Annotated in this window: 23 protein-coding genes; 13 read left to right on the plus strand and 10 right to left on the minus strand. The window is 56.3% G+C overall.

All coding sequences use genetic code 11. The annotated features are described in order from the left end of the window. The first annotated feature begins 33 nt into the window (after positions 1–33). Entirely contained in the window at positions 34–495 is a 462-nt protein-coding gene (locus ACQYWX_RS25260) for a thioesterase domain-containing protein (protein ID WP_431686780.1), read from the plus strand. A gap of 14 nt (positions 496–509) precedes the next feature. Continuing rightward, positions 510–1,541, plus strand: coding sequence for a LacI family DNA-binding transcriptional regulator (locus ACQYWX_RS25265; protein ID WP_431686781.1), 1,032 nt, complete (start codon positions 510–512; stop codon positions 1,539–1,541). Between the two features lie 93 nt (positions 1,542–1,634). On the opposite strand, the gene ACQYWX_RS25270 is transcribed toward ACQYWX_RS25265, so the two are convergent. From ACQYWX_RS25270 to ACQYWX_RS25280, 3 genes are read right to left on the minus strand one after another with little or no spacing between them, the layout of a single operon-like run. Next, on the minus strand, positions 1,635–2,657 hold the full coding sequence (locus ACQYWX_RS25270) for an ABC transporter permease (protein ID WP_431686782.1): 1,023 nt from the start codon (positions 2,655–2,657) through the stop codon (positions 1,635–1,637). Between the two features lie 59 nt (positions 2,658–2,716). After that, positions 2,717–4,264 carry a sugar ABC transporter ATP-binding protein gene (locus ACQYWX_RS25275; RefSeq protein ID WP_431686783.1) on the minus strand — a complete coding sequence of 516 codons (1,548 nt, stop codon included), beginning with the start codon at positions 4,262–4,264 and terminating at the stop codon, positions 2,717–2,719. 39 nt (positions 4,265–4,303) lie between these two features. After that, the gene (locus ACQYWX_RS25280; RefSeq protein ID WP_127973318.1) at positions 4,304–5,233 is read right to left on the minus strand and encodes a sugar ABC transporter substrate-binding protein; all 930 of its coding nucleotides are present in this window, start codon (positions 5,231–5,233) and stop codon (positions 4,304–4,306) included. A 646-nt stretch (positions 5,234–5,879) separates the two neighbouring features. On the opposite strand from ACQYWX_RS25280, the gene ACQYWX_RS25285 reads away from it, so the two are divergent. The 9 genes from ACQYWX_RS25285 (at position 5,880) to ACQYWX_RS25325 (ending at position 16,394) form a co-directional block, all read left to right on the plus strand. Next, positions 5,880–6,716: a TIM barrel protein gene (locus ACQYWX_RS25285; protein WP_431686784.1), complete on the plus strand. Its 837-nt coding sequence runs from the start codon at positions 5,880–5,882 to the stop codon at positions 6,714–6,716. Between the two features lie 46 nt (positions 6,717–6,762). Beyond that, positions 6,763–7,659: a sugar phosphate isomerase/epimerase family protein gene (locus ACQYWX_RS25290; protein WP_431686785.1), complete on the plus strand. Its 897-nt coding sequence runs from the start codon at positions 6,763–6,765 to the stop codon at positions 7,657–7,659. 36 nt (positions 7,660–7,695) lie between these two features. Beyond that, positions 7,696–8,706, plus strand: coding sequence for a Gfo/Idh/MocA family oxidoreductase (locus tag ACQYWX_RS25295; protein WP_431686786.1), 1,011 nt, complete (start codon positions 7,696–7,698; stop codon positions 8,704–8,706). 368 nt (positions 8,707–9,074) lie between these two features. Then, entirely contained in the window at positions 9,075–10,997 is a 1,923-nt protein-coding gene (locus tag ACQYWX_RS25300; RefSeq protein WP_431686787.1) for a bifunctional 5-dehydro-2-deoxygluconokinase/5-dehydro-2-deoxyphosphogluconate aldolase, read from the plus strand. Positions 10,998–11,146: 149 nt separating this feature from the next. Beyond that, complete coding sequence (iolD, locus tag ACQYWX_RS25305) at positions 11,147–12,997, plus strand: 3D-(3,5/4)-trihydroxycyclohexane-1,2-dione acylhydrolase (decyclizing) (protein WP_431686788.1); 1,851 nt, start codon at positions 11,147–11,149, stop codon at positions 12,995–12,997. A 31-nt stretch (positions 12,998–13,028) separates the two neighbouring features. Next, positions 13,029–13,928, plus strand: coding sequence for a myo-inosose-2 dehydratase (iolE, locus tag ACQYWX_RS25310; RefSeq protein ID WP_431686789.1), 900 nt, complete (start codon positions 13,029–13,031; stop codon positions 13,926–13,928). Positions 13,929–14,053: 125 nt separating this feature from the next. Next, positions 14,054–15,556: a CoA-acylating methylmalonate-semialdehyde dehydrogenase gene (locus ACQYWX_RS25315; protein WP_279505985.1), complete on the plus strand. Its 1,503-nt coding sequence runs from the start codon at positions 14,054–14,056 to the stop codon at positions 15,554–15,556. Positions 15,557–15,789: 233 nt separating this feature from the next. After that, positions 15,790–16,020: a hypothetical protein gene (locus tag ACQYWX_RS25320; RefSeq protein WP_431686790.1), complete on the plus strand. Its 231-nt coding sequence runs from the start codon at positions 15,790–15,792 to the stop codon at positions 16,018–16,020. A 155-nt stretch (positions 16,021–16,175) separates the two neighbouring features. Further along, complete coding sequence (locus ACQYWX_RS25325; protein ID WP_127973323.1) at positions 16,176–16,394, plus strand: hypothetical protein; 219 nt, start codon at positions 16,176–16,178, stop codon at positions 16,392–16,394. Between the two features lie 49 nt (positions 16,395–16,443). Here ACQYWX_RS25325 and ACQYWX_RS25330 read toward each other — a convergent pair whose 3' ends face one another. The 3 genes from ACQYWX_RS25330 to ACQYWX_RS25340 all read right to left on the minus strand — a co-directional run bounded on the left by ACQYWX_RS25330 (position 16,444) and on the right by ACQYWX_RS25340 (position 18,131). Beyond that, the gene (locus tag ACQYWX_RS25330) at positions 16,444–16,602 is read right to left on the minus strand and encodes a hypothetical protein (protein ID WP_216737875.1); all 159 of its coding nucleotides are present in this window, start codon (positions 16,600–16,602) and stop codon (positions 16,444–16,446) included. A 92-nt stretch (positions 16,603–16,694) separates the two neighbouring features. Further along, positions 16,695–17,483 (minus strand): (S)-ureidoglycine aminohydrolase, encoded by a 789-nt coding sequence (allE, locus tag ACQYWX_RS25335; RefSeq protein ID WP_431686791.1) that lies wholly within the window; start codon positions 17,481–17,483, stop codon positions 16,695–16,697. Positions 17,484–17,543: 60 nt separating this feature from the next. Then, entirely contained in the window at positions 17,544–18,131 is a 588-nt protein-coding gene (locus tag ACQYWX_RS25340) for an NAD(P)H-dependent oxidoreductase (RefSeq protein WP_431686792.1), read from the minus strand. 137 nt (positions 18,132–18,268) lie between these two features. Between ACQYWX_RS25340 and ACQYWX_RS25345 the strand changes: the two genes are divergently transcribed. Continuing rightward, the gene (locus tag ACQYWX_RS25345; protein ID WP_279505664.1) at positions 18,269–19,171 is read left to right on the plus strand and encodes a LysR family transcriptional regulator; all 903 of its coding nucleotides are present in this window, start codon (positions 18,269–18,271) and stop codon (positions 19,169–19,171) included. A gap of 131 nt (positions 19,172–19,302) precedes the next feature. Here the strand turns inward: ACQYWX_RS25345 and ACQYWX_RS25350 are convergent, their stop codons facing one another. Further along, complete coding sequence (locus ACQYWX_RS25350) at positions 19,303–20,592, minus strand: hypothetical protein (protein ID WP_431686793.1); 1,290 nt, start codon at positions 20,590–20,592, stop codon at positions 19,303–19,305. 231 nt (positions 20,593–20,823) lie between these two features. On the opposite strand from ACQYWX_RS25350, the gene ACQYWX_RS25355 reads away from it, so the two are divergent. Further along, positions 20,824–21,180 (plus strand): response regulator, encoded by a 357-nt coding sequence (locus tag ACQYWX_RS25355; protein ID WP_431686794.1) that lies wholly within the window; start codon positions 20,824–20,826, stop codon positions 21,178–21,180. 53 nt (positions 21,181–21,233) lie between these two features. On the opposite strand, the gene ACQYWX_RS25360 is transcribed toward ACQYWX_RS25355, so the two are convergent. The 3 genes from ACQYWX_RS25360 to ACQYWX_RS25370 form a co-directional block, all read right to left on the minus strand. After that, positions 21,234–21,623 carry a hypothetical protein gene (locus ACQYWX_RS25360; RefSeq protein WP_127973331.1) on the minus strand — a complete coding sequence of 130 codons (390 nt, stop codon included), beginning with the start codon at positions 21,621–21,623 and terminating at the stop codon, positions 21,234–21,236. 384 nt (positions 21,624–22,007) lie between these two features. Further along, complete coding sequence (locus ACQYWX_RS25365; protein WP_216737882.1) at positions 22,008–22,226, minus strand: hypothetical protein; 219 nt, start codon at positions 22,224–22,226, stop codon at positions 22,008–22,010. 75 nt (positions 22,227–22,301) lie between these two features. Beyond that, a complete protein-coding gene (locus ACQYWX_RS25370) occupies positions 22,302–23,618 on the minus strand; it encodes a sigma-54 interaction domain-containing protein (protein WP_431686795.1) in 1,317 nt (438 codons plus the stop codon). Between the last annotated feature and the right edge of the window lie 38 nt (positions 23,619–23,656).

The raw sequence follows: 23,656 nt of genomic DNA on the forward strand, positions 1-23,656 counted from the left end.
CTAGCCTACATCCAACTACGCCAAGGAAAAGCTATGAGTGACGCGTCTTTAGCTGCGCAATTGCAACGTATTTTTGATGATGAGATTCCCCTTACCCGTGCGATGGCGTTACGCGTCGATCAGTATGACGGACAGGCGCTGGCGCTGTCGGTGCCGCTGGAGAACAACATTAACGATAAGGCGACGGCGTTCGGCGGCAGTCTGTATTCCATGTGCGTCTTGTCCGGTTGGGGTCTGCTGACTCTGACCCTGAAGTCTCATGACCTCAAGGGCGATATCGTGATTCAGGACAGCCAGATTCAGTTTCTCAAGCCGCTGCGATCAGAGCGTTTAGCCGTGCGCTGCGCTTTTGCTGAGCCGCAGCAGGTGGATGAGTTCGTCAGCGTTTACCAGCAACGGGGCAAAGCCCGTCGGGAGCTGGTGGCGGAGATTCTTGCGGACGGCGAAACAGCAGTGCGCTTCACCGGACGTTATGTGGCGCTGAAGGCGGATTGAGGCGGCGCGGCGCCATGTCCAAACGCCCAACTATCACCGATCTCGCCCAAGCCGCGGGAGTCAGTCCAGCCACCGTGGACCGGGTGCTGAATAACCGCTCCAAAGTGCGAGAAGCGACAGCGCAACGAGTGCTGCTGGCGGCGGAGGATATTGGCTATCACGCCTCCGGATTACTGAAAAAACGCTTTCAGGAATCCAAACCCCGCAAGACCATCACACTGCTGCTGCAACGCAGCGCCGAAGCCTTTTATCAGGCGCTGGGAAGGGCGCTAGTCAACGCCGCCGCACGGCAGCGGGATTATCAGATCCAGTCCCATTTGATTTTCATGGACGAAGTCGCCCCCGCCTATATCGCGGGGCAGCTGCAGCAGGTAGCGGAAGCATCTGACGCAGTGGCGCTGGTGGCGTTAGACCATCACTCGATCAACCTGGTCATCGAGCAACTGGCCGCCCAGGGCAAGCCCGTCATCACCCTGCTGTCGCAACTCTCCTCTCAGTCCTGCGCCGGGCATCTCGGCCTGGATAGCCGCAAAGCGGGACGCAGCGCCGCCTGGGCGATTTCACGATTGGCGAAGAAAGAGGGAGAGGTTGGGATACTGCTGGGCAGCCATCGCTACCTGAATCAGGAAATATCCGAGATCAGTTTTATCAGTTACTTTCGCGAGCTGGGCCGCAATTTCCGTCTGCTTGATCCAATCCTCAATCTCGACGACGACCGCCTCGCCGCCGAGGCCACCGCTAACCTGCTGGCGTCGCATCCTGATCTGGTGGCGCTTTACAGCGCCGGCGGCGGTATGGCGGGGATGATCTCCGCACTGCGCAGCGAAGCTCCTGACCGCGATTTGGTGGTGGTCTGCAATGAGTTGACGCCCAGCACCCGAGAGGCCCTTAACGAAGGACTGGTGGACATGGTGATCGCCACGCCGGTGGAACGCCTGGCCGCTGAAACCCTGGCCTTGTTCGTGCGCGCTTTCAACGCCAAAGGCGAACAACGCTTTGCGCCGGTCTTGCTGGCCCCGGAACTTCATATTCTGGAAAACATTTAGCGCCGCCAGAATCAAAAGCAGAGTCAAAAGAAAAAGCCCGCACGCTTTTCGCGTCGGGCTTTTTCATGGCCGTATCCTAATCGTTGCGACGGGTCAGCTGGTCTTCTTGCGTTTGTTCTGCCGGTGCTGATCCACCACCACCGCGCACACGATAATGGCGCCTTTGATGATGTCCTGATAATAGGCGTCCACTCTCAGGAAAGTGAAGCCGGACAACATGACGCCCAGTATCAAGGCGCCGATAACCGTCCCGGTGATGCGTCCGCGTCCGCCGGACAACGACACCCCGCCGATTACCGCCGCCGCGATAGCGTCCAATTCGTACATCAACCCCATGCCCGCCTGCGCAGTTTTGATGCGGGCGATCGCCACCATCGCCGCCAGTCCCGCCAGCAGACCTGCGATCATGTAGACCTTGATCAGATGGGCGTCGATATTGATGCCGGATACCCGCGCCGCCTGTGGGTTGGCGCCGATTGCATAGGTGAACTTGCCGAAGCGGGTGTAACGCATGACGACATGGAAGAACGCCGCGACAAGCAGAAACACCACTACCGGCGCCCAGCGTCCCAGGCCGCTGCCGAGCATGGTGAAGCTCTCCGTGAAACCGGAAACAGGGCTGCCGTCCGTGAACCAGCGGGCGATGCCGCGAGCGGAAACCATCATGCCCAGGGTGGCGATGAAAGGAGGAATCTTGGTTTTCGTGATCAACCAGCCGTTGATGAAGCCGGCCAGGGCGCCAATGGCCAATCCCACCACCAGCGGCACGACAAAGGGCAGGTCCACCAACGCAGGGTAAATGATCTTGGGCCAGTTGCTGTCCTGGGCGAAGGTCGCGGCGATCATAGCGGTCATCGCCACCACTGAGCCGGAGGACAAATCAATGCCGCCGGTGATAATGACCTGAGTGACGCCGACGGCGATGATGCCGATCACCGACACCTGAAGAATAATAATCTGCAGACGGCTCATATTGGCCAGGAAGCTCTGCCCGACGATGAACCAGCCCAGCACCTCGAACAATGCCGCAATGCCGAACAGCACCATCAGGATGCTCAGCTCGGGCGGCATGCGCTTCTTTGACGTGGGAGTCAGGCGTCCGTTATCCGTCGTCATGGGACCACTCGTTGTTGTCGTTGCCATTTCAACCTCTCTCAATATTAGTCACCAGCGGTTTACTGCGCCGCCAGATCCATAATCTTCACTTGATCCGCTTCCGCCCGGTCCAGAATGCCGGTGACGCGCCCTTCATGCATAACCACGACCCGATCGCTCATGCCGAGTATTTCCGGCAGTTCGGAGGAGATCATCACCACCGCCACGCCTTTGTGAGCCAGTTGGGTGATCAGGCTGTGTATCTCGGCTTTGGCGCCGACGTCGATGCCTCGTGTAGGCTCATCCAGAATCAGAATTTTCGGATGGGTCAGCAGCCAGCGGCCGATCAGCACTTTCTGCTGATTGCCCCCCGACAGGTTCTCGATCACTTCATCCATCCCCGGCGTTTTCACCCGCAACTTGTTGCAGATTTCCACCGCTTCTTTCGCCAGCTCCGCTTCCGCCACGAATCCCTTGTTGACGAACTTCTGATGCAGCACCGCCGACTGGATGTTTTCCTGGATGGTCAAGGGAAGAAAGCAGCCCGTCTCCTTACGGTCTTCCGTGAGAAACGCCATGCCATGTTGAATTGCTTCGTTGGGCGACTTGATCTGCACGAACTCGCCGTTGATCTGAATCGCCCCGCCGTCAGCGGGGGCGACGCCAAATAAGGCTTCGGCGACGTTGGAACGGCCGGAGCCGACCAGCCCTGCAAACCCGACTATCTCCCCCGCGCGCACGTCGAAAGACACGTTACGGAATACGCCTTCGCGGCTCAGGTTCTTCACGGACAGCACCACATCGCCCAACGCCACCTCTTCTTTCGGGAACATCTGCGACACTTCCCGTCCCACCATCATGCGAATGATGTCGTCGCGAGTGACGTTGGAGGACAGATGCGTGCCGATGTACTGGCCGTCGCGAAACACCGAAAACTCATCGGCGATTTCGAACAGCTCATTCATTTTGTGGGTGATGTAGACAATGCCGATGCCCTTGGCGCGCAGGTCGCGAATAATCTCAAAAAGATGGGCGACTTCGGTCTCGGTGATCGCCGACGTCGGTTCGTCCATGATCAGCACGTCGGAATTGAAAGACACCGCTTTGGCAATCTCCACCATCTGCCGGTTGGCGACCGACAGCTCGCTGATTTCCGCATCCGGATCAAGGCTGATATTGAGACGGTCGAACAGGTCCTGAGTCCGCCGCCGCATCTCGTCGTGATTGATCAGGCCAAAGCGGCCTTTGGGTTCGCGGCGAATCCAAATGTTTTCCGCCACGGTCATGGGATTCATCAGCAACAACTCCTGATGAATCATGGCGATGCCGGCTTCCTGAGCGTCCAACGGCTTTTCCAGCCGCACCGGTTCGCCCCGCAGCAATACCTGTCCTTTATCGGGCTGATAAATACCGGCGATGATTTTCATCAACGTCGACTTGCCCGCGCCGTTCTCCCCCATCAACGCATGCACCGTCCCGGGGCGAATCCTGAGGGAGACGTTGTCCAGAGCCACCACACCTGGAAACTCCTTACGGACATTGGCCACTTCGAGCACGTATTCGTAATTGCGATTTTGGGGAATTGCGCTGTTCACAGACACCGCCTCCACTACTGATGCGCTACTCATAACGCAATCCCTCCGCATTGCCTAAGGTGGAAAATCGACTTACTTGCTCAGGTACTTATCCAGGTTGGCCGGCGTTACCAGCTCAAAGGGCACCCAAACTTTCTGATCTACATTTTCACCTTTGGCGAGACGAACGGCGGTGTCTACCGCACCCGCGCCCTGACCTTTGGCGCTCTGGAATACGGTCACATCCAGGTCGCCGGATTTCATCGCAGCCAGCGCATCAGGGGTGGCGTCAATGCCTGCGACGACAACGGAATCCATCTTGCGACCCGCCGCTTTCAAAGCCTGCAGGGCGCCGATGGCCATTTCGTCGTTATTGGAGATGACGGCGTCAAACTCCAGGCCTGCGGACAGCCAGTTGGTCATCAGGTCGTTGCCTTTCAGACGCGACCATTCCGCGGTCTGCTCCGCGACGATTTTCATACCGGAGCATTCTTTACGCTTGATGACGTCATGCACGTCCTTGGTACGCTGAATAGCCGCCTGATTGGAGAGTTCGCCCATCATGACCACCACGTTGCCTTTGCCTCCCAACAGACGACACACTTCTTCCGCCTGCAGGGTGCCGGACACTTCCTCGTTGGAAGCGACAAACGCCTGATTGTCCGGAAGCTGGTTAACGTTGATAGGTTGACGGTTGACATAAATGAGGGGAATGCCGGCGGCTTCCGCGTCACTGCTCATGGACACGGTGGCGTCGGTATCGACAGGGTTGACGATGATGGCGTCCACGCCCGACGCAATAAAGTTCTGAATCTGATTGAGTTGCGTGCCGACTTCGTTCTTACCGTCCTCAATCTGCACATCTACGCTTTTATCCTTAGCGGCGGTTTCAATGCCGTTACGCAAAGCGGTCAGGAAGTTATCATCGAATACGGCCATGGATACGCCAATTTTAAGATCAGCGGCCGCAACGGAGCCGGCAAACATGGCTGACGCCAAGACACTCAAGGCTAACTTTTTCATCTTATAATTATCCTCTTTGATTTCGAGTACCCGTTGCACTCACTTTTTTATTGTTGGTTCCGGTTTGAATCACATCGGCGCAACGCGTATTGTGGTCAATTTCTGTGCGTCCGCATAGGCCGCAGATCCAACCGCCGCCGTTTCGCCTCAGTGCAGTTCCGACTCCTTGATATCGAGATTTTTATTCCAGATATTTATACGATGGAACATATATTCCAATTTGCACCTGCCGCCCCAATTTGTCAACCCTTTTTCCGCACCCCTGAGCGTTTTCCCTCAGCCCCCGCCGTATAAAGGCCGCGGCGACGCCTCGCTATAAACGGAATATTTATTTCATCGCAGTTTCATATGGACTGACTTTCCTCTAAAACGGCCTGCCGCCGAGCGTTCACAACCTGCAACACTCTCCCATTGATGTAATCACCTCAGGATTCGCCCTGCCTTTCTCTCGGAAATGATGTTTTTTGAGGTGATTTGACGTCTCAGTGATGGGATTGATTGACGCCCAGACGAGGGACGATTTAATTTTTTCGCACAAGTCCTGAACGCCGCCGACCTCCAGGGTCACGCGCAGGTTAAGGACCACAGTAACGACAATAGTGACGTCCCCGACGCACACAGATAACAACAACAAGGTAAACCGACTATGTCCCATCTCTCTCCCGATTTGCTTCGTTTCGCGTTGAATCACATGGTATGCCCGTCCCTCACGCCGCTTGCATTGCTGGACGCCGCCGCGTCCCTATGTGTCGACGCCGTTGAGCTGCGCAACGACATAGGCGACAACAGCCTCACCAACCTTGAACAGGCTAAAGCCGTTAACGCCAAAGCCGCGGCAATGGGCATCGAGATTCTTAGCGTCAACGCCCTCTACCCTTTCAATATCTGGAATGACGAACGCGTCGCACAGGCGAAGGAGCTGGCGCACCTGGCCGCCGCCTGCGGGGCCAAAGCGCTGGTATTGTGTCCCTTAAATGATGGAACCCAGGTGGACCCCGGCGCCAGCAAAGACAAAGAACTTCGCCGAGCGCTGCAAGCGTTAAAGGAAATCCTGGAGCCGCATGGGCTTCAGGGTTACGTCGAGCCGCTTGGCTTCCCCGTTTCCTCTCTGCGTTTTAAGCAGGAAGCATTGGCGGCCATTGACGCCATAGATGGGGCGGATTGCTTTCAGCTGCTCCATGACACTTTCCATCATCGCGGCGCGGGCGAGCAGCGCCTGTATCCCCAACGCACCGGACTGATCCACATATCCGGCGTTGAAGATCCGGCTCTCAGTTTCACCGACATGCTGGACGGCGACCGCGTACTGGTCGGCCCCAAAGACAGGCTGGGCAACATCGAGCAGCTTCAACAAATGCTGGTCGCCGGCTATCGCGGTCCCATCTCCTTCGAACCCTTTTCCGAAACGGTGTGGAGTCTTGCAGACCCGCTCAACGCAGTGAAAGAAAGCATGGCGTACATACGGCAGGCGCTCGCTCAATAACGCTTCCGACAGGATTTTCACATCACCGAATACAAGAGGCGTCCTGATGAAAATAGCCCTTGATCCTTACATGCATCGTCATTTATCGCTGCCTGCCATATGTCGTCTGACCCGGGAGTTGGGATACGACTATATCGAGCTATCACCGCGGGCGGATTTCCTGCAATGGTGGACGCGCCCCCGGGTTTACCCGGAGCGAGCGCAATCATTCAAAAAGGCCATGCGCGACCACCGCGTCGCGCTGGCCTCCTTGCAGCCCATGTACCGCTGGTCCAGTCCTTATCCGGATGAATGGGAAGTCGCTATAGACAACTGGAAGCGAACCATTCAGATAGCGGTGGAGATGGACTGCGATCTGCTCATTTCCGAATTCGGCCGCGGCGGCTCTCTCGAACGCTCCGCCGCCGATCACAGCGGCCTGCACACGCCGGAAGCCTGCGAGAACGCTTTCTGGCGCGCCATGGACACGCTGGTTCCACTGCTGGAACGAGAAGGCTTGACCTTAAGCATCGAGCCCCACCCTGAAGACTGGGTGGAACAGATCGATCCAGCCGTGGACATCATCAGGACGATTAACTCCAAAGCCGTGAGATGCTCCTACATCGCTCCGCACTCTTTCTATTACGGGGACGATCTGGCGCAGTCGATCCGGGCGACCAAAGGTGTGTTGACGCATGTCCGGGTCGCCGACACCTTCAACCATAAAGCCTCATCGCAATTGCGATATATCGTCAATCCGCCCGGCTCCACAGCCCGCGTGCATCAGCATCTGGATATCGGCCAGGGCGAAATCGACTGGGACGTTTTCTTCCAGACCCTGCGTGAAATCGACTTCGACGGCGTGCTGTCGAGCTGCGTCTTCGCGTGGGAAGAACGGGCGGAGTCGTCCTCAGGCTTCATGCGGGAGGAGATCCAACGCTATGTCGATAAATACTGGCATTAACGGCTGCTACAAAGCTACAAAGAGGATAATGCAATCATGTCTCTTAGAATCGGAATTATCGGCGCCGGCGCAATAGGAACGGATCACGCCCGCCGCATCACAAATACATTAAGCGGCGCGCAAGTCGTCGCCGTCACCGACGTCAATCCTGAGCAGGCCCACGCCCTTATAGACGGGCTCCAGTTAAAGGCGCAGGTATATCGCGACGGCCATGAGTTGATTCACGCCGAGTCTGTCGACGCGGTTCTCGTCACCTCCTGGGGACCCACTCATGAGGAGTTCGTGCTCGCAGCGATCGCCGCAGGAAAATACGTCTTCTGCGAAAAGCCGCTGGCCACCACCGCAGACGGATGCCGTCATATCGTGGACGCAGAAATCAACGCCGGCAAACGGCTGGTTCAGGTTGGCTTTATGCGTCCCTATGACAGCGGCTATCGACAGTTGAAACAGGCCATCGACGCTGGCGAAATCGGCGCGCCTTTGATGGTTCACTGCGCTCATCGTAATCCCTCCGTCCCGGAATCTTACGTTACGCCCATGGCGATACATGACACCCTCATTCATGAACTGGATGTGCTGCGCTGGCTGCTGGATGACGACTACGTCAGCGCGCAGGTCGTGTTTCCCCGCAAAACCCGGCACGCTCACAGCAAAGTGGCCGATCCCCAGATCGTGCTGCTGGAGACTCGCAAAGGCGTGCGCATTGATGTGGAGATTTTCGTAAATTGCCGTTATGGCTATGACATTCAATGCGCGGTGGTCGGTGAAGAAGGCATCGCCAATCTGCCAGAGCCGCAGAGCCTGCTGATGCGTAAAGACGCCATGCATTACGCCCGGGTGCTGACAGACTGGAAACAGCGCTTTATCGACGCCTACGACAGCGAGCTGCAAGCCTTTATCAAGGATATTCAGAACGGCGCGCTCAGCGGCCCTTCCGCCTGGGATGGATTCGCCGCCGCCATCGCCGCAGACGCCTGCATCAAGGCTCAGGACAGTGGACGCATTGAAACCATTGAAATGCCTACTCGTCCCGCTTTCTACGCCTGACGCCGCTCTTCCCCGGCATAGCGCCTTGGGCTCGGTTGGGCTCAAGGCCTCGCCCTATTGGAATATTTATTCCACAGAGCGTTAGAAATCCTCCCTGTTCCACCTACTTCACCGACAAAAGTTCATCTCCACGATGCTGTGGGAGATCGCCTTACTTAAGTTTTGCGCCGCTTGCGCCAGGGCTTACGGCCCATTCTCCTCGTAAAAAAGAAAGTATTTTCCATCTATTGTCATTATGGAATTTTTATTCTATTCTTTTGGAAAAATGAAATGTCGGCGATGTCTGCGTCAGTACGGAGACAGGCCGGGGGAATTCGATGTATGGTTATGGGAGCCGCAGTTCCCGGCCACGGGAGATAAACAATAATATGAGTACAGACAAAACTCTGGACCTGATCTGCCTCGGCAGAGCCGCCGTCGACATTTACGGCGAACAAATCGGCAGCCGACTGGAAGACATGAGCAGCTTCGCCAAATATCTCGGCGGCTCCTCCGGCAACATCGCATATGGAACCGCCCGCCTGGGCCTGAAATCCGCCATGCTGACCCGCGTCGGCGACGAACACATGGGACGTTTCGTGCGTGAAGAACTGGCGCGGGCCGGCGTCGATGTCAGCCATGTGGTCACCGACAAAGAACGTCTGACCGGTCTGGTGCTTCTCGGCATCAAAGATAAAGACACGTTTCCACTGATTTTCTATCGCAACGACTGCGCCGACATGGCGGTGGACAGTGGTGACTTCACCCCCGAATTTATCGCTTCCTCCAAAGCCCTGTTGATCACCGGCACCCACTTCTCAACGGACCAGACTTACCGCGCCAGCATGACAGCGCTGGAATATGCGAAAGCCGCCGGCGCCAGGCGGATTCTCGATATCGATTACCGCCCGGTGCTGTGGGGCCTGACCAGCCTCGGCGACGGCGAAACCCGCTTTATTTCCAGCGAAGGCGTCACTCGGCATTTGCAAAGCATCCTGCCCCACTTCGACTTGATTGTGGGCACCGAGGAAGAAGTGCATATCGCCGGCGGCAGCACAGACACAATCACCGCCCTGCAGGCGATTCGCGCGCTGACCGGCGCCACCATCGTCCTGAAACTGGGCGCCCAGGGCTGCACCGTGCTTGACGGCGAAATTCCCGCCAGCGCGGAGGCCTTCGAAGTGTATTCCGGCGTGCGCGTGGACGTGCTCAATGTGCTCGGCGCCGGCGACGCCTTTATGAGCGGTTTTCTGCGCGGCTGGCTGCGCGGCGAATCCTATGAGCGCTGCTGCGCCTACGCCAACGCCTGCGGCGCCCTGGTGGTGTCCCGGCACGGCTGCGCGCCAGCCATTCCCAGCGCGGAAGAGCTGGACGACTATATGGCGCGGGCGCAATCCATTCCCCGTCCGGATCTGGACGAGCGGCTGAACTATCTGCATCGGGTCACCACCCAGCGCAACAGCGCCCAGTGGAGCGATCTGTGCATTCTGGCTTTCGATCATCGCAAGCAACTGTTCGACATGGCGCGGGAAGAAGGCGCAGAACTGTCCCGCATCAAGCAGCTAAAACGCTTGCTGGTAAAAGCGACGGAGTTGGGGGCCAAAGGCATCGGCGACAGTCAGGTCGGCGTCCTGGTTGACGACACCTATGGACAGGACGCGCTCAATGACGTCAGCGGGCGCGGTTGGTGGATTGGTCGCCCGGTGGAGTTTCCCAGCTCACGCCCCTTGGAATTGGAAGGCGGCCGCAGCGTCAGCGCGCGCCTGAAAACCTGGCCCAAAGAGCATATCGTCAAATGCCTGGTGTTCTACCACCCGGAAGACTGCATCGACCTGCGCATGGCGCAGGAGCGTCAGGTGCGCGAACTGTACAAAGCCTGCTGCGACTCCGGTCATGAAATGCTGCTGGAGCTAATTCCGCCCCGTGACCAGGACGTTAACGACAATGTGTATATCGACGCCATGGCCAGATTCTACAACCTGGGCGTCAAGCCGGACTGGTGGAAACTACCGCCGCAATCGCCCGCCAACTGGCGCCGCATCAGCGACCTGATAGCACAACGCTCGCCCCATTGCCGCGGCGTGGTGATGCTGGGGCTGGACGCGCCGGCGGAAGAGCTGAAAAAAGGCTTTATGGACAGCGCCGGCTTCAATATCTGCAAAGGTTTCGCCGTAGGTCGCACAATTTTCAGCGTCCCCAGCCGCAAGTGGCTGCGCGGCGAATTCAACGACCAGGAGCTGATCGACGCGGTCGCCGCCAATTACCTGGAGCTGGTCGCCTGCTGGAAGCAACGCAACAGCCTGCAGCCCTAGACGATTACCTTATTAATCAGGCAGACAAATAGCTTTCTATTTGTCTGCAACGACAGGCACTGCACAGGTCAGGTCCTGTCTCCCGTGAAACAGACAGAGATGGCGAACGGACCGACGTCCGGATCAGCAAAGACGAGAGGCTAAGCCGAATGAAAACAATAAGACTGACCATGGCGCAGGCGGTGATCAAATATATGATCGCGCAAAAGGTCGACGTGGATGGCGAAATCAAACCTTTATTCGCAGGGATGTGGGCGATCTTCGGTCACGGCAACGTCGCCGGTCTGGGCGAAGCGCTGCATCATGTGCGCGACGCGCTTCCCACCTATCGCGCCCATAACGAACAGGGCATGGCCCACGCCGCGATCGCCTACGCCAAGACGCAGAATCGCCGTCAGATGATGGCCTGCACCGCATCCGCCGGCCCCGGCTCGGTGAATATGGTGACCGCCGCCGCCGTGGCGCACGTCAACCGCATTCCCGTGATGTTCCTGCCCGGCGACACCTTCGCCACCCGCATTCCCGACCCGGTGCTGCAACAGGTGGAGAACTTCCACGACTACACCCTGACTTCCAATGATTGCTTCAAACCGGTGAGCCGTTTCTTTGATCGCTTCACTCGCCCTGAACAATTACTGGCGTCTTTGCCACAGGCCTTGCGTGTCTTAACGGACCCCGTCGAGTGCGGCCCGGTGACATTGGCGCTGCCGCAGGATGTGCAGACCATGGCGTTCGATTACCCGGAAAGTTTCTTTGCGGAGAAAATCCATCGGCTACGTCGTCAGGCGCCGGACGCCACAGAACTGGCTGACGCCATCGCCATGATCAAAGCCTCGAAAAAGCCGTTGCTGGTTGCTGGCGGCGGCGTGCATTACTCCGGCGCCCTGGCGGAGCTGGACAGCCTGGCCTCCACTTATGCATTGCCTGTAGGGGAAACCCAGGCGGGCAAAGGCGCCCTACCCTGGGATCATCGTCAAAACATCGGTTCGCTGGGCGTCACCGGCGCCGCCTCCACCAATGCGCTCGCTGCGGAGGCGGATCTGATCATCGCCGTCGGCACGCGTCTGGGGGATTTCGCTTCCGGTTCCCGTGCGATCATTGACCCCGACGCCAGCTTGCTAAGCATCAATGTCGCCTCTTTTGACGCCGTCAAACACAAGGGACAGCCCCTGGTGGGCGACGCCAGACTGACGCTGGCGCAATTGCAGGACGCTCTGGGCGGCTGGCGCCCCGACGGAGAGTGGATTGAAAAGGCAGAACGCTTACGCGCGCAGTGGCATAAGTCCGTGGACAACGCCACCGCCGACCATCAGGCGGACCTGCCTACGGACGCAGAAGTGGTCGGCGCGGTCAATCGCGCTGCGGGGGAAAAAGACATTGTGGTTTGCGCCGCTGGCGGTCTGCCGGGAGATCTGCAGAAGCTCTGGCGCACCCGCTATGACAGAGGCTATCACCTGGAGTACGGCTATTCCTGCATGGGTTATGAGCTGGCGGGAGGCGTCGGCGCCAAAATGGCGAAGCCGGATTCGGAAGTGTTCGTCATGGTCGGCGACGGCTCTTATCTGATGCTCAATTCCGAAATCGCCACCTCCGTCATGTTGGGGCAGAAAATCATCATCGTGGTGCTGGATAACCGTGGCTTTGGATGTATTCATCGTTTGCAGCAAGCCTGCGGCGGTCCCGGTTTCAATAACCTGCTGGACGATTGCCTCACCACTGACGGCGGCGCGCCCAAAATCGACTTCGCCGCCCACGGCGCCGCGTTGGGCGCCAAATCGGAAAGCGTGCGCAATATCAAGGAGCTGGAGGCCGCCCTGGAGCGCGCCAAGGCGTCCGACATCAGTTATCTGATCGCCATCGACACCGATCCCCTGAAAGTCACTGAAGACGGCGGGGCCTGGTGGGACGTGGCGGTCGCGGAAGTATCCGAACGTCCGCAGGTCGAAGAGGCCCGCCGCCGTTACGAGAGCTTCAAAGCTCGTCAGTTCAAAAATCTGTAATCACTTTTGGCGGAATATCTGGAGATTTCTCATGAGCGTACGTATCGGCATCAACCCTCTGACCTGGACTAACGACGACCTGCCCTCCCTGGGCGGCGACACGCCGCTGGAAGTGTGCCTCAGCGAAGGCAAACAGGCGGGCTTCGCCGGCTTTGAGCTGGGCCACAAGTTCCCGCGCACGCCGGAAGCGCTGGGACCGATTCTGGACCATCACGGACTGCGTCTGGTGTCCGGCTGGTTTAGCGGCCAACTGCTGGAGCGCAGCATGGAAGCGGAAATCGCCGCCATTCAGGATCACCTGCATCTGCTGAAATCCCTTGGCGCTACGGCGATGGTGTATTGCGAGGTCACAGGCTGCGTGCATGGCGATCAAAGCACGCCAGTGTCTCACCGTCCGCGTCTGGCGGAAGACCAGTGGGAAACCTTTGGCGCCAAGCTGACGCAAGTGGCGGATTACTGTCTGGAGCAAGGCGTGAAGATCGCCTATCACCATCACATGGGCACCGTGGTGGAAACCGAAGAAGAGATCGACGCGCTGATGGCCAACACTGGCGACTCCGTGGGCCTGCTGCTCGACACCGGGCATCTTACCTACGCGGGCGGCGATCCCATTGCGGTGCAGCAACGCCACGCGGATCGCATCAACCATGTGCACTGCAAAGACATTCGCATGCAAGTGCTGGCGGACGCCAAAAACCGGGATCTGAGTTTTCTGGATGCGGTGCTCAACGGCGTGTTCACGGTTCCCGGCGATGGCGGCATTGACTATGCGACTCTGTTCAAAGGCCTGCAAGCCAGCGGCTACAAAGGCTGGCTGGTGGTGGAAGCGGAACAGGACCCCGCCGTCGCCCATCCGCTGACCTACGCCACACTGGGCGCCAACAACCTGAAGCGGCTATGCGCCGAGGCGGGCATTACGCTATCGGAATAACCGCCAGCATCCACCCTATTTATCAGGCAGACAAATAGCAAAATCCGGCCCGGCATGGGCCCTGCATCTCCGATGACGCGCGCCTCTGCGCAGGCGCGCCGCAGCAAATGACAAAGGTATTCGACATGCAAACTCTTGGTAACTTCATCAACGGCGTTCGTTGCGACAGCGCCTCGGGCCGCGTCGGTCCGGTTTTCAATCCCGCCACCGGCGAGCAACGCCTGAACGTCGCCCTGTCCAGCGCTGACGAAACCCGCGCAGCCATTACAGCGGCGGAAACCGCGTTCGCCAGTTGGAAGGAAGTCACGCCGCTGCGCCGCGCCCGCGTCATGTTCAAATTCAAGGAGCTGATGGAGAAGCACGCTGACGAGCTGGCGGAGTTAATCACGCTGGAGCACGGTAAAGTGTTCTCCGACGCCCAGGGCGAACTGGTGCGGGGCCTGGAAGTCGTCGAATTCGCCTGCGGCATTCCGCACCTGCAAAAAGGCGAGCACAGCCTCAATGTGGGCCGTGGCGTTGACAGCTACAGCCTGATGCAGCCTTTAGGAGTTTGCGCCGGCATCTCTCCATTCAACTTCCCGGCCATGGTGCCCATGTGGATGTTCCCGGTAGCGATCGCCTGCGGCAATACCTTTGTGATGAAGCCATCGGAAAAAGATCCGTCCGTTCCATTGCGTCTGGCTGAACTGCTGAAAGAAGCCGGTCTGCCCGACGGTGTTTTTAACGTAGTGAACGGCGACAAAGAAGCCGTCGACGTGCTGCTGACCGACGAGCGCGTGCAGGCGGTCAGCTTCGTCGGCTCCACGCCTATCGCTGAATACATCTACGCCACCGCGTCCGCGCACGGCAAGCGGGTGCAGGCTCTCGGCGGCGCTAAAAACCACATGGTGGTCATGCCGGACGCCGATCCTGAACAGGTCGTCGGCTCATTGGTGGGCGCCGCCTACGGCTCCGCGGGAGAGCGCTGCATGGCGATCTCCGTCGCAGTCTGCGTGGGCGATGAGGTGGCGGACACCCTGGTCAGCCGCCTGCAAAGCGAAATCGATAGCATGCGCGTCGGTCCCGGTCTGGGCCTGCCGGAAGAAGCCCACATGGGGCCATTGGTGTCGAAAGAGCACGCCGCCAAGGTGCGCAGTTATATTGGTTCGGGCATCGAAGAAGGCGCCACGCTGATTCGCGACGGCCGCGACTTCGTCTGCGCCGGCAATGAGAAAGGATATTTCGTCGGCCCCACACTGTTCGATCATGTGAAGCCGAACATGCGCATCTACAAAGAGGAAATCTTCGGACCGGTATTGTGCGTAGTGCGCGTCGACAGCTACGCGGAAGCCATTCGCCTGATCAATGAGCACGAATACGGCAACGGCACGGCGATCTTCACCCGCGACGGCGACACCGCCCGTCAGTTCTGCGAGGAAATCCAGGTCGGCATGGTCGGCGTCAACGTCCCCATCCCCGTCCCCATGGCCTTCCACAGCTTCGGCGGCTGGAAACGCTCCCTGTTCGGCCCCCTGCACATGCACGGCCCGGACGGCGTACGCTTCTACACACGCATGAAAACCATCACCAGCCGCTGGCCAACAGGCCTCCGCGCCGGCGCCGAGTTTTCCATGCCGACGATGAAGTAATCTCCACTGGAGCGATCCCAAGCTCATTAAAGAGAACTATCCGCATTAAGTGGATAGTTCTCAGTGGGCAAGAAACTCATACATCATCAATTCCAGTTCAAGAAATAGAAGCAAACACACTACGCACCTTTTAAGCGCGAGTTGAAGATTTGACGACAGCGCCAAGAAGAAATAGCTTTTTGAACTCTCCGTCAGTATGTAGATGAGGCTCTTGAATTTAGGATGAAATGGTAATGAAACGCGAACCTAAAAAGGTCCAGTGGACCCGAGCAGAGGCTCCCCAAAAAGCAGGGCGTTACGTTGTAGCTATTGAGCATGAGTGCGGGCTGGGGGCTTACGACTTCAGTGCGTGGAGCCCTCTCGAAGGTTGGGAAATCAAGGATCAATCAGGCAAGATCGTTGCGTTTATCGACTTTGATGATGTCGCCGAGTTGCTTCCATATGCGTGGGAAGATCAAGAATAACTCTCCCTGCTCAGAACTCCTGATCGCTTTCTGGCATTTACTAAAAACTACCCCGGACTGGCCAACCATTCCGGGATACTGCAAACTATCCGTCCCGTCGATGTTTACCCGAAACATCGTGTCAACTCACCACCCGGAATACAGAGACAACGCCCATGCAGCAACGAGATTTGGAATTCTTCCGCCCCGTATGGAGACGTGTCGCCATCACGGTGTTCTGCCTGTTCTGGGCGACGCTTGAATGGGCCACCGGCGAACCTCTGTGGGGCATGCTCGCCAGCGGCGCAGCGCTTTATTGCTATTGGCAGTTATTTTATGCGTTTGATGCGAATGTAGGGGCGAACAACGAGGAAAATTCCGACGCGGGCAAATAACGCATCGCGTCGTTAGTAGTTGGATTAGACTGCCACGTCCTTGAAGACCTCACCCACCTGAACTGGGTTTGATAACCTTGGTCCACAGGAGATAGGCGCCGATGGCCAGTACGGCGAAGAACACCAGCTTGCCGATCAGTTTGAACGCCCACCAGGCGACGACGATAACCAGTACGCATCCGACAAGAAACAGCAGTTTTTTTAACATCAAAGGTTCTCGAAAACAGTAGAAAGACTTGGCGTCATAATGGCTTATGCGCGAAGAGATTTAAATACAAAATCTCTGGCGAACGCCGTTTATTAAAGCCCCGGCGCCCGATTCATTTCCTTGTAGTAGATATACTTGCTGGAGACTTTTCCCGTCGCGGCGAACCATTGTTCCAGATAGGGTCCCATCCAGATCGCATCGCCCTGCTCCACCAGATGCCAGTCGCTTCCCAGACGGTAAACGCCCTGCCCCTGCAGAAAGTACAGACCATGCTCCATGAAATGCATTTCCACTATTGGCAGCGTGGCGCCAGGTTGAAACTCAAATACATTGACGCCCCAATCCCATGCCAGCGCATCTGGCAACAGCGCTTGCAGCAACGCGCCATCGTCGCCAAGAAAGGGTTTCGCAGGGACTTGCGTCAGGGAGCTGGCAAAGGACGTGACCGCATCCGTAGCCTCCGGCATCGGCGCATATTTTTTCTGAAACGCCAGTAGCCGCGCCGAGTCGCCCTGGTTCACCAGCTCAAAGCGCTCTCCCGCCTTTAAGTGCGCAAAACCGTCCTGCTGTAAACGATGGGTCTCGCCACTAAAATTCAGCGCTATTTCTCCTTCCAGCACCAGCAACAAAAACTCATCTGACGGGCTCTCCGAACAAAAACTGCCGCCGGCTTTCATATTCACCAGAAACTGACAAAACTTCGCTCCCATTTCCGGAGACGCCGTATAAATCACCTGACAGTTTTTCCACTGCGGCAAATTCAACGGCACGTGAGAGTCGGGACACATCAGAGAATAGTTGCGGGACAATTTACTGCGGGTAGCGCCGGTCAGGGTCATTTGTTTACCTTCGTTGTTATATTTGCGTAACGCGATAAACATTATAGCGACCTATCCCAACATCGACGCCACCCTCTTTTGCTGTGAGCAAAACGCTACTGACTAGATCGCCGCCTCCAACGTCTTAACTGCGCTGATCGGCCTCACCACAGAGTTCAGGTGCGCCCGCCATCTTTCCGCCCAGTAATCGAAACGCGGCTCGTTGATAACATTGAACGCAGCGAAGCTCTCCAATGGGGTGAGGCCAACGTATCGCTGGGTGATATGCATGGAGGTCAGCACCTGATCCGCCGCCAGTCCGGCCAGCACGCCGCCGTCAGGATGGAAGGCTTTTTCAGCGGCGTTCCAGGTAGTGGAAAGTAGATAGCGTCGGCCTTTGAGTAATCCGCCTTCGCCGTATCGCTCTGCGCCGGCGAAGAAAACGCCGTGCGCATACACATCGTCGATGTAGCGCTTCAACGCCGCCGGGGCGGAAAACCAATACACGGGAAACTGAAGAATAACCAAATCCGCCCACTGATATTTTTGCTGCTCCTCGGCGATATCGTAGCCGTCCATAACCCGGCTGGTTCGCACCTCTGCAAACGGCTGCAGCGCCTGTTTCGCCACGCTGATCAATCCCTCATTAAAGCTTCCGTCCGCCACCCCAGATTTGGGTTCCGCGCCGTTTACGATCAATACCTTATTCATCCGTCATGCTCCTGTTATTCGGCGCCGCCACTCATAGCTCGCAGCGCCTTGGCTATATAAACGGGTTGTAGATTAGCGAGGCGGGCATTATTGTTTAATCTCGAATTATCTTTTTCATACTTTGAATATTCGCAACAATGATCCGATCCCTGCATGCCCTCCGCGTTTTTCTGTCCGTCGCCAAACATTTGAACTTCGCCCAGGCCTCCGCCGAGTTGCATTTATCCGCATCGTCCGTGTCCCGGCAGATAACGGAACTTGAGAAAGAGCTGAATGTGGCGCTGTTCACCCGCAGTACGCGCATGGTGGCGTTAACCCAACAGGGTCAGCGTTTGTATGAAGAGGCGGCGCCGCTGGTCATCTCTCTGGATGAAGTCAGTGATTGTCTGCGCCAGCAAAAAGAGGAAGTGGGAGGCAGAGTAAGTCTGTCCGCTCCCTGGTGGTTCGCGTCTTATTTTATCGCCCCTGCTCTGGCGGGCTTGAGGGACCACTACCCTGATCTCACGGTGATTCTGGATTGCGATGATCGCGTCATTGATCCCAACGAGGGATTGCATGATATCTACGTTCGTTTCGGCAGGTTGAACGACTCGCGCCTGTTGGCGAAAAAGTTCGGCGCTTACGAATTCTGGCTGATAGCCTCACCCCAATATATTGAGAAATACGGCGAACCCAAACACCCCAAAGATCTGCATGATCACCGGCTGCTCGCATACCGGTTTTCATCGCCCCACAGTAGCTGGATATTTGATGATGGCGCGTCGCAACAACGCATCGCCATGCAAAGCCCTTATCTGCTCACCAACAATACCGAAAGCATCCTGCATTGCGCGTTGAACCACGGCGGCATCGGCCTGCTGGCGGATCATGGTGTTTTGAATGCAGTGAAACGCGGCGAGTTGATACGCCTGATGCCCAACTACGCCATCACGCCCAATCGGTTTGAAAACGGCATGTATCTGGTTTACTCAAAAGACAAAGCGAAGATAAAACGCGTCAAAGCCGTTATTGATTACTTGGCGGAGCATTTGCGTAGTTAAGCGCGCATGATTGTCAGAACACTATGGGGAGCCTGGTACGCTTATGTATGGCGGTGTCTGAAAAACTTAAGTCAGGCGGCTTCCTGCCGCCAATGTGAGTCCATTCCGTTCTATTCTGCGCGAGAGAGCAATCAATAAGGCAACGCTATCACACTCAGTTCGGTCAGGTTGCCGCCAACATAGGCGCGTCGTTCGAGGTTTACGTTGTAAATCTCTTGCGCAAAGCCCGCGTCCAGCAATATCCACTGTTCTTTATCATCGTATGCGGGTCCAAAATACTCATTTAACTGTCCAGCGGTTATGCTATTTGCGTTCGCTATCTTCTTAGTGTTGGCCGTGGCGAGCTTCAACATATTCAAAAATTGGTTAAAGGAAACTTCTCCCTGGAACCACTTTTGTCCCGACCAAACCTGCGACTGTGTCTCCGCAGCCCAGGAAGTCCATACTGGAAAGACATTACCCACCCCATCCTTTGCATAAGTAGTCTGCCCTGGCGCGCCTAAATCGCCATATATGGCGGGAATATCCCCTTGAGCCTTATCGGAAAAGATTTGCGCATAGGTTTGCTTCGCGCTTTGGCCAGCTATCGCATTCATAAACAAAATTTGCATATGGCACTTTTTAAATTTTTCTCGGCTTTCCAGAATGCACCGCTTGTTCAGAAGAGTCACCACTGTCTGCTGCCGGATCTGTTGCGAGGAGGGGTCTTCCATAACGAACTTGGTCAAGTTTTGGTAGGTTCGAATTGCGACGCGGGTCAGATCGTTATCCTGCGAATTACCGCCAAATGGACGCGTCAACTTCGAGTCGGCCATATATGGTGTATTTCGAAAAGTGGCGAACGCTCCCTCAACGCCTGCATTCACGCCATTTCTATCTCCGGCGGAAGTATAAGGCTGAAAAAAGGCCAGCGAAGAATCTGTCGGCTTCGGCCCAGTGTGCGTATAAAGCCCAATTCCGCCTCCGGGTACGTTCTTTAAATGTGCATGCGCATACCCCTGCCATCCTTGCATCTTGCACTTAGCGTCGCTCATGGGGGACCACTGATGATCCCAGTCTATCAAGCCAAGCCCGGTATCCTCCTCTAAATTCGCCCAGAAAATATTGCTGGTCACAGCGCCTGATCTGACCGTTTTCGGGCACCCTGCAGCTGAATCTGGTGCGCCAAAAAAGCTGATATGAAACCCTTCTTGCTCTATCTCTTCAGTGGGCTCCCAGCCCACTTTTCCAATCTGGTTCACTTCGCCCTTGTAACTGAAAATGTTGCGGAGCTTTTCTTCTGCGTTGGCCATAGGGGCCGCCAATGAATGAGCTAACACCGCACAGATTAAAACGAGTTTGGATTTAGAAGGCATCAGCAGGCCTGATTTGAGCTTGGCATCCTGACTACCGAGATATTGGGACGCAATACGTTTGTACATTTTCATAACTACCTTGTTGCCTGTTCAGGTTATTTAAGCCGCGGCATTATATGGAGAGTCTCAGACTAAAACAGGTTTCGTTGAGACCGGCATGCTTCTATTGAGCTTACTGGCGCTTCTGTTGATATCCGCGCTGAGCAAAAGAAACTTGTTATTGGAAGAAATGAGAAAGAGGCTGAATAGCGAGTCTGACAGCCCATCATTCAAACCATCACCGACACAATACACGCCATGAAAACCCGCATACTTTATATCGAAAATCACCCCGTCTTCGCCGCCACGGCGCAGGATGTTTTTTTGTCGGATTGTGAGATTACCGTGACGCCTGACAAGATATCCGCCATGACCGCGTTGGAGTCAAATAGCTTTGATTTGGCGTTGATTGATTTCGATCTGGATGACTGCAAAGGCGATGAAGTGACGCGGGAGATTCGAGTGCGCTTTCCCCAGTTAAAAATCATCGCGGTTTCATCCCATGCGCAGGGTAACGCGAAAATTCAGGAAGCAGGCGCTGCGGCTATTTGCGGGAAAATGGAGTTCAGTAAAATCAGAGAAACGATAGAGAGGGTTTTAGAACGCCCAATATGAGCGGCGAAGGGAAGCGCCACACTCGGTCACGCCTCCCTTCGCCCTATTGCCCATCAGGCTCTGCGCTTAAGCAGACCGAAGGCGACAATCACCACCAGCAACAGTGCGATGCCATAGTGATTCCACAGGTTACGCTTGCGGTCGCTCAGGGAGTACTTGGCGGAAAACTCCGTCAGATCAGACTCGTCGATATCCGCGACGGAGAACAAGTTCAGGTTCACCGCCATCATCTTGCAGTCCCACGTCCAGATATCCGCGCCGAACAGGCCGAAACGCTTACAGGCGTAACCTAGCGAGTAGCCTTCTTCATATTGCGGAGCGCCTTCGATTTCAAAAATCTCGTCGCCCGTGTTGAAGAACATGGGGATGCCTTTTGCGTAGGAAAGAGATGGAGCCAGCATCAAGGTCGCCAGCATGACCAGAGTCAATTTCAACTTTTTCATTTTAATTTCTTTGTACGTTAGCCAATGTCGTAAGTATATTTTTTATGCAAGAAAAATGAGGGGTTACAAATATCCGTCTTGTCGGGTTACCTCCTTGTATTTTGGATGAAGAGTGACCGGCTTAGCGCCGGCGACGACGCTCATAAAAGTTCGGCTTGAGCGTCTAGATATCAAAAAATGCAGCGAACGCGTGCATAACGTCCGAAAAATCCGGGGCATCTTAGCACAGGAGGATTAATTCCCCCTATAAACGACTGGAAAGTTTTTACGCAATTTAACGACGTGATTTTTCGGCGAATTGAGAGGCGCCGACTCTCATTACTGAACAGCTGAGAGCAGAACGGCAAGTAAGGAAAAAGAGGTAATCAATGGTTACGCAAACGTTTAATTACCGGTTAGCTTGATGTCGAAAACGCCATAACCAATCAGCGCCAGCCCCGAAAGCATAATAACGACGTCTCTTGCGCTATCTTTCCCACCGGCGACGAACTTATCGCCCATGATGCTCTTCACCGTAAACAGGTCGGACGCCCCCCACATGAAAAGGATTCCACCCAGAACAATCATGGAGAAAGCAAACAGTCTTCGAAGAATAACGCCCATTTTCATACTCCCTTTTTCATCGACGCACGCAGGCCCTAGTGCGTCGGCAGGCTATCGGCGGGGCGTGGCCGGCCCCTATTTCAACGTCCTGATTTTCCGATATAAGGTTCTTTCGCTAACGCCCAGCGCTTTGGCCAGGGACGCATTATCGCCCTGATGTCGCTCAAGCGCCTGTTGCAAGTAGCGAAACTCAGCTTCTTCCAAGGTCAGAAGCTTCTCTTCCGCAGCCGCGATAAGCGGGCGGTTATCCGTCGTCGCCTCGTCATCAAGCTGCAGGTGAGAGGCTTCGATTTCCGCGCCGTCACAGAGCAGAATCGCCCTTTCAATCCGGTTGCGCAACTCCCGGATGTTACCGGGAAAGGGTTGTCGTCGCAGCCAATGCTCCGCATTTTCTGCGAAGTTAAGAATACGTTGTTTGCTGAGACTGTCGAGAAGGTGCCGAGCCAGATGAAGCACATCGTCGCCGCGTTCGCGCAGCGCCGGCAAGCGCACAGGAAAAGGACTGATGCGATAGTACAGATCCTGACGAAAACGCCCTTCCCGCACCAGTTCCTGTAACGGCTGATGCGTGGCGCAGACCAGGCGAAAGTCCGCTTGTTTCGGCGTCACCCCACCGACCAGACGATAGGCGCCGGATTCCAGCAGACGCAGCAGCTTAACCTGCATGCTCAGAGGAATATCGCCCACTTCATCCAGAAACAGCGTACCGCCCGCTGCGGCTTCCACCAGCCCCATCTTGCGGTGCGTCGCGCCGGTGAAAGCGCCCTTCTCATGGCCGAACAACTCGCTTTCAAACAAACTGTCGGTCAATCCGGAGCACTCTACGGTGACGAAGGGTTTGCTTGCGCGAGGGCTGCGTTCATGCAGGTATTCCGCCGCCAGTTCCTTGCCGGTTCCCGACTCCCCCAACAGCAGCACGCTGATATCGGCAGGCGCAGCGCGACTGAGCAACTCCAGCATGTGCGTGTACGCGTTACTGAATCCGATCATGCGCCGTTCGCTGCGCTCCCTTCGGCCAGGATGCGCCGGCTGCATGATCTCGACATAGAAGCGAATTTCGCCTTCTTCGTCGCGAATCGGACTGAGCTCCACATCCACATGCTCGCGCCCCTTCGGCGTGTTGTGAATATGCAGCATACGCTGCCGTCGTCCGCTCTCCTGGCACTGACGCAAGGGGCAGGTCTCCCCCGCCTGATCGCAAGGCACGGAATAGCCGTGGGACACTTCATAACAATGACGATTGAGCAACGCGCCGTCCTGTTGAAAGGTGCGGCGATAGGCGTCGTTGGCGGCGCGGATGCGGTATTCGCGATCCAGTAACACAGCGGGCGCAGGAATCGCTTCCAGCATAGAGCTGATAGCGGGGAGTGTGGGATAAGAGGACTCTGTCATAACAGACCGCCATTTATGTCATAACTCATGACAAATAT

This window comes from Hahella sp. NBU794 (genome assembly GCF_050749805.1).
GTDB lineage: Bacteria > Pseudomonadota > Gammaproteobacteria > Pseudomonadales > Oleiphilaceae > Hahella.

Coding starts and splice junctions, on each gene's coding strand:
- ACQYWX_RS25260 (WP_431686780.1), top strand. CDS start 34: ATGAGTGACGCGTCTTTAGCTGCGCAATTGCAACGTATTTTTGATGAT.
- ACQYWX_RS25265 (WP_431686781.1), top strand. CDS start 510: ATGTCCAAACGCCCAACTATCACCGATCTCGCCCAAGCCGCGGGAGTC.
- ACQYWX_RS25270 (WP_431686782.1), bottom strand. CDS start 2,657: ATGACGACGGATAACGGACGCCTGACTCCCACGTCAAAGAAGCGCATG.
- ACQYWX_RS25275 (WP_431686783.1), bottom strand. CDS start 4,264: ATGAGTAGCGCATCAGTAGTGGAGGCGGTGTCTGTGAACAGCGCAATT.
- ACQYWX_RS25280 (WP_127973318.1), bottom strand. CDS start 5,233: ATGAAAAAGTTAGCCTTGAGTGTCTTGGCGTCAGCCATGTTTGCCGGC.
- ACQYWX_RS25285 (WP_431686784.1), top strand. CDS start 5,880: ATGTCCCATCTCTCTCCCGATTTGCTTCGTTTCGCGTTGAATCACATG.
- ACQYWX_RS25290 (WP_431686785.1), top strand. CDS start 6,763: ATGAAAATAGCCCTTGATCCTTACATGCATCGTCATTTATCGCTGCCT.
- ACQYWX_RS25295 (WP_431686786.1), top strand. CDS start 7,696: ATGTCTCTTAGAATCGGAATTATCGGCGCCGGCGCAATAGGAACGGAT.
- ACQYWX_RS25300 (WP_431686787.1), top strand. CDS start 9,075: ATGAGTACAGACAAAACTCTGGACCTGATCTGCCTCGGCAGAGCCGCC.
- iolD (WP_431686788.1), top strand. CDS start 11,147: ATGAAAACAATAAGACTGACCATGGCGCAGGCGGTGATCAAATATATG.
- iolE (WP_431686789.1), top strand. CDS start 13,029: ATGAGCGTACGTATCGGCATCAACCCTCTGACCTGGACTAACGACGAC.
- ACQYWX_RS25315 (WP_279505985.1), top strand. CDS start 14,054: ATGCAAACTCTTGGTAACTTCATCAACGGCGTTCGTTGCGACAGCGCC.
- ACQYWX_RS25320 (WP_431686790.1), top strand. CDS start 15,790: ATGAAACGCGAACCTAAAAAGGTCCAGTGGACCCGAGCAGAGGCTCCC.
- ACQYWX_RS25325 (WP_127973323.1), top strand. CDS start 16,176: ATGCAGCAACGAGATTTGGAATTCTTCCGCCCCGTATGGAGACGTGTC.
- ACQYWX_RS25330 (WP_216737875.1), bottom strand. CDS start 16,602: ATGTTAAAAAAACTGCTGTTTCTTGTCGGATGCGTACTGGTTATCGTC.
- allE (WP_431686791.1), bottom strand. CDS start 17,483: ATGTTTATCGCGTTACGCAAATATAACAACGAAGGTAAACAAATGACC.
- ACQYWX_RS25340 (WP_431686792.1), bottom strand. CDS start 18,131: ATGAATAAGGTATTGATCGTAAACGGCGCGGAACCCAAATCTGGGGTG.
- ACQYWX_RS25345 (WP_279505664.1), top strand. CDS start 18,269: ATGATCCGATCCCTGCATGCCCTCCGCGTTTTTCTGTCCGTCGCCAAA.
- ACQYWX_RS25350 (WP_431686793.1), bottom strand. CDS start 20,592: ATGTACAAACGTATTGCGTCCCAATATCTCGGTAGTCAGGATGCCAAG.
- ACQYWX_RS25355 (WP_431686794.1), top strand. CDS start 20,824: ATGAAAACCCGCATACTTTATATCGAAAATCACCCCGTCTTCGCCGCC.
- ACQYWX_RS25360 (WP_127973331.1), bottom strand. CDS start 21,623: ATGAAAAAGTTGAAATTGACTCTGGTCATGCTGGCGACCTTGATGCTG.
- ACQYWX_RS25365 (WP_216737882.1), bottom strand. CDS start 22,226: ATGGGCGTTATTCTTCGAAGACTGTTTGCTTTCTCCATGATTGTTCTG.
- ACQYWX_RS25370 (WP_431686795.1), bottom strand. CDS start 23,618: ATGACAGAGTCCTCTTATCCCACACTCCCCGCTATCAGCTCTATGCTG.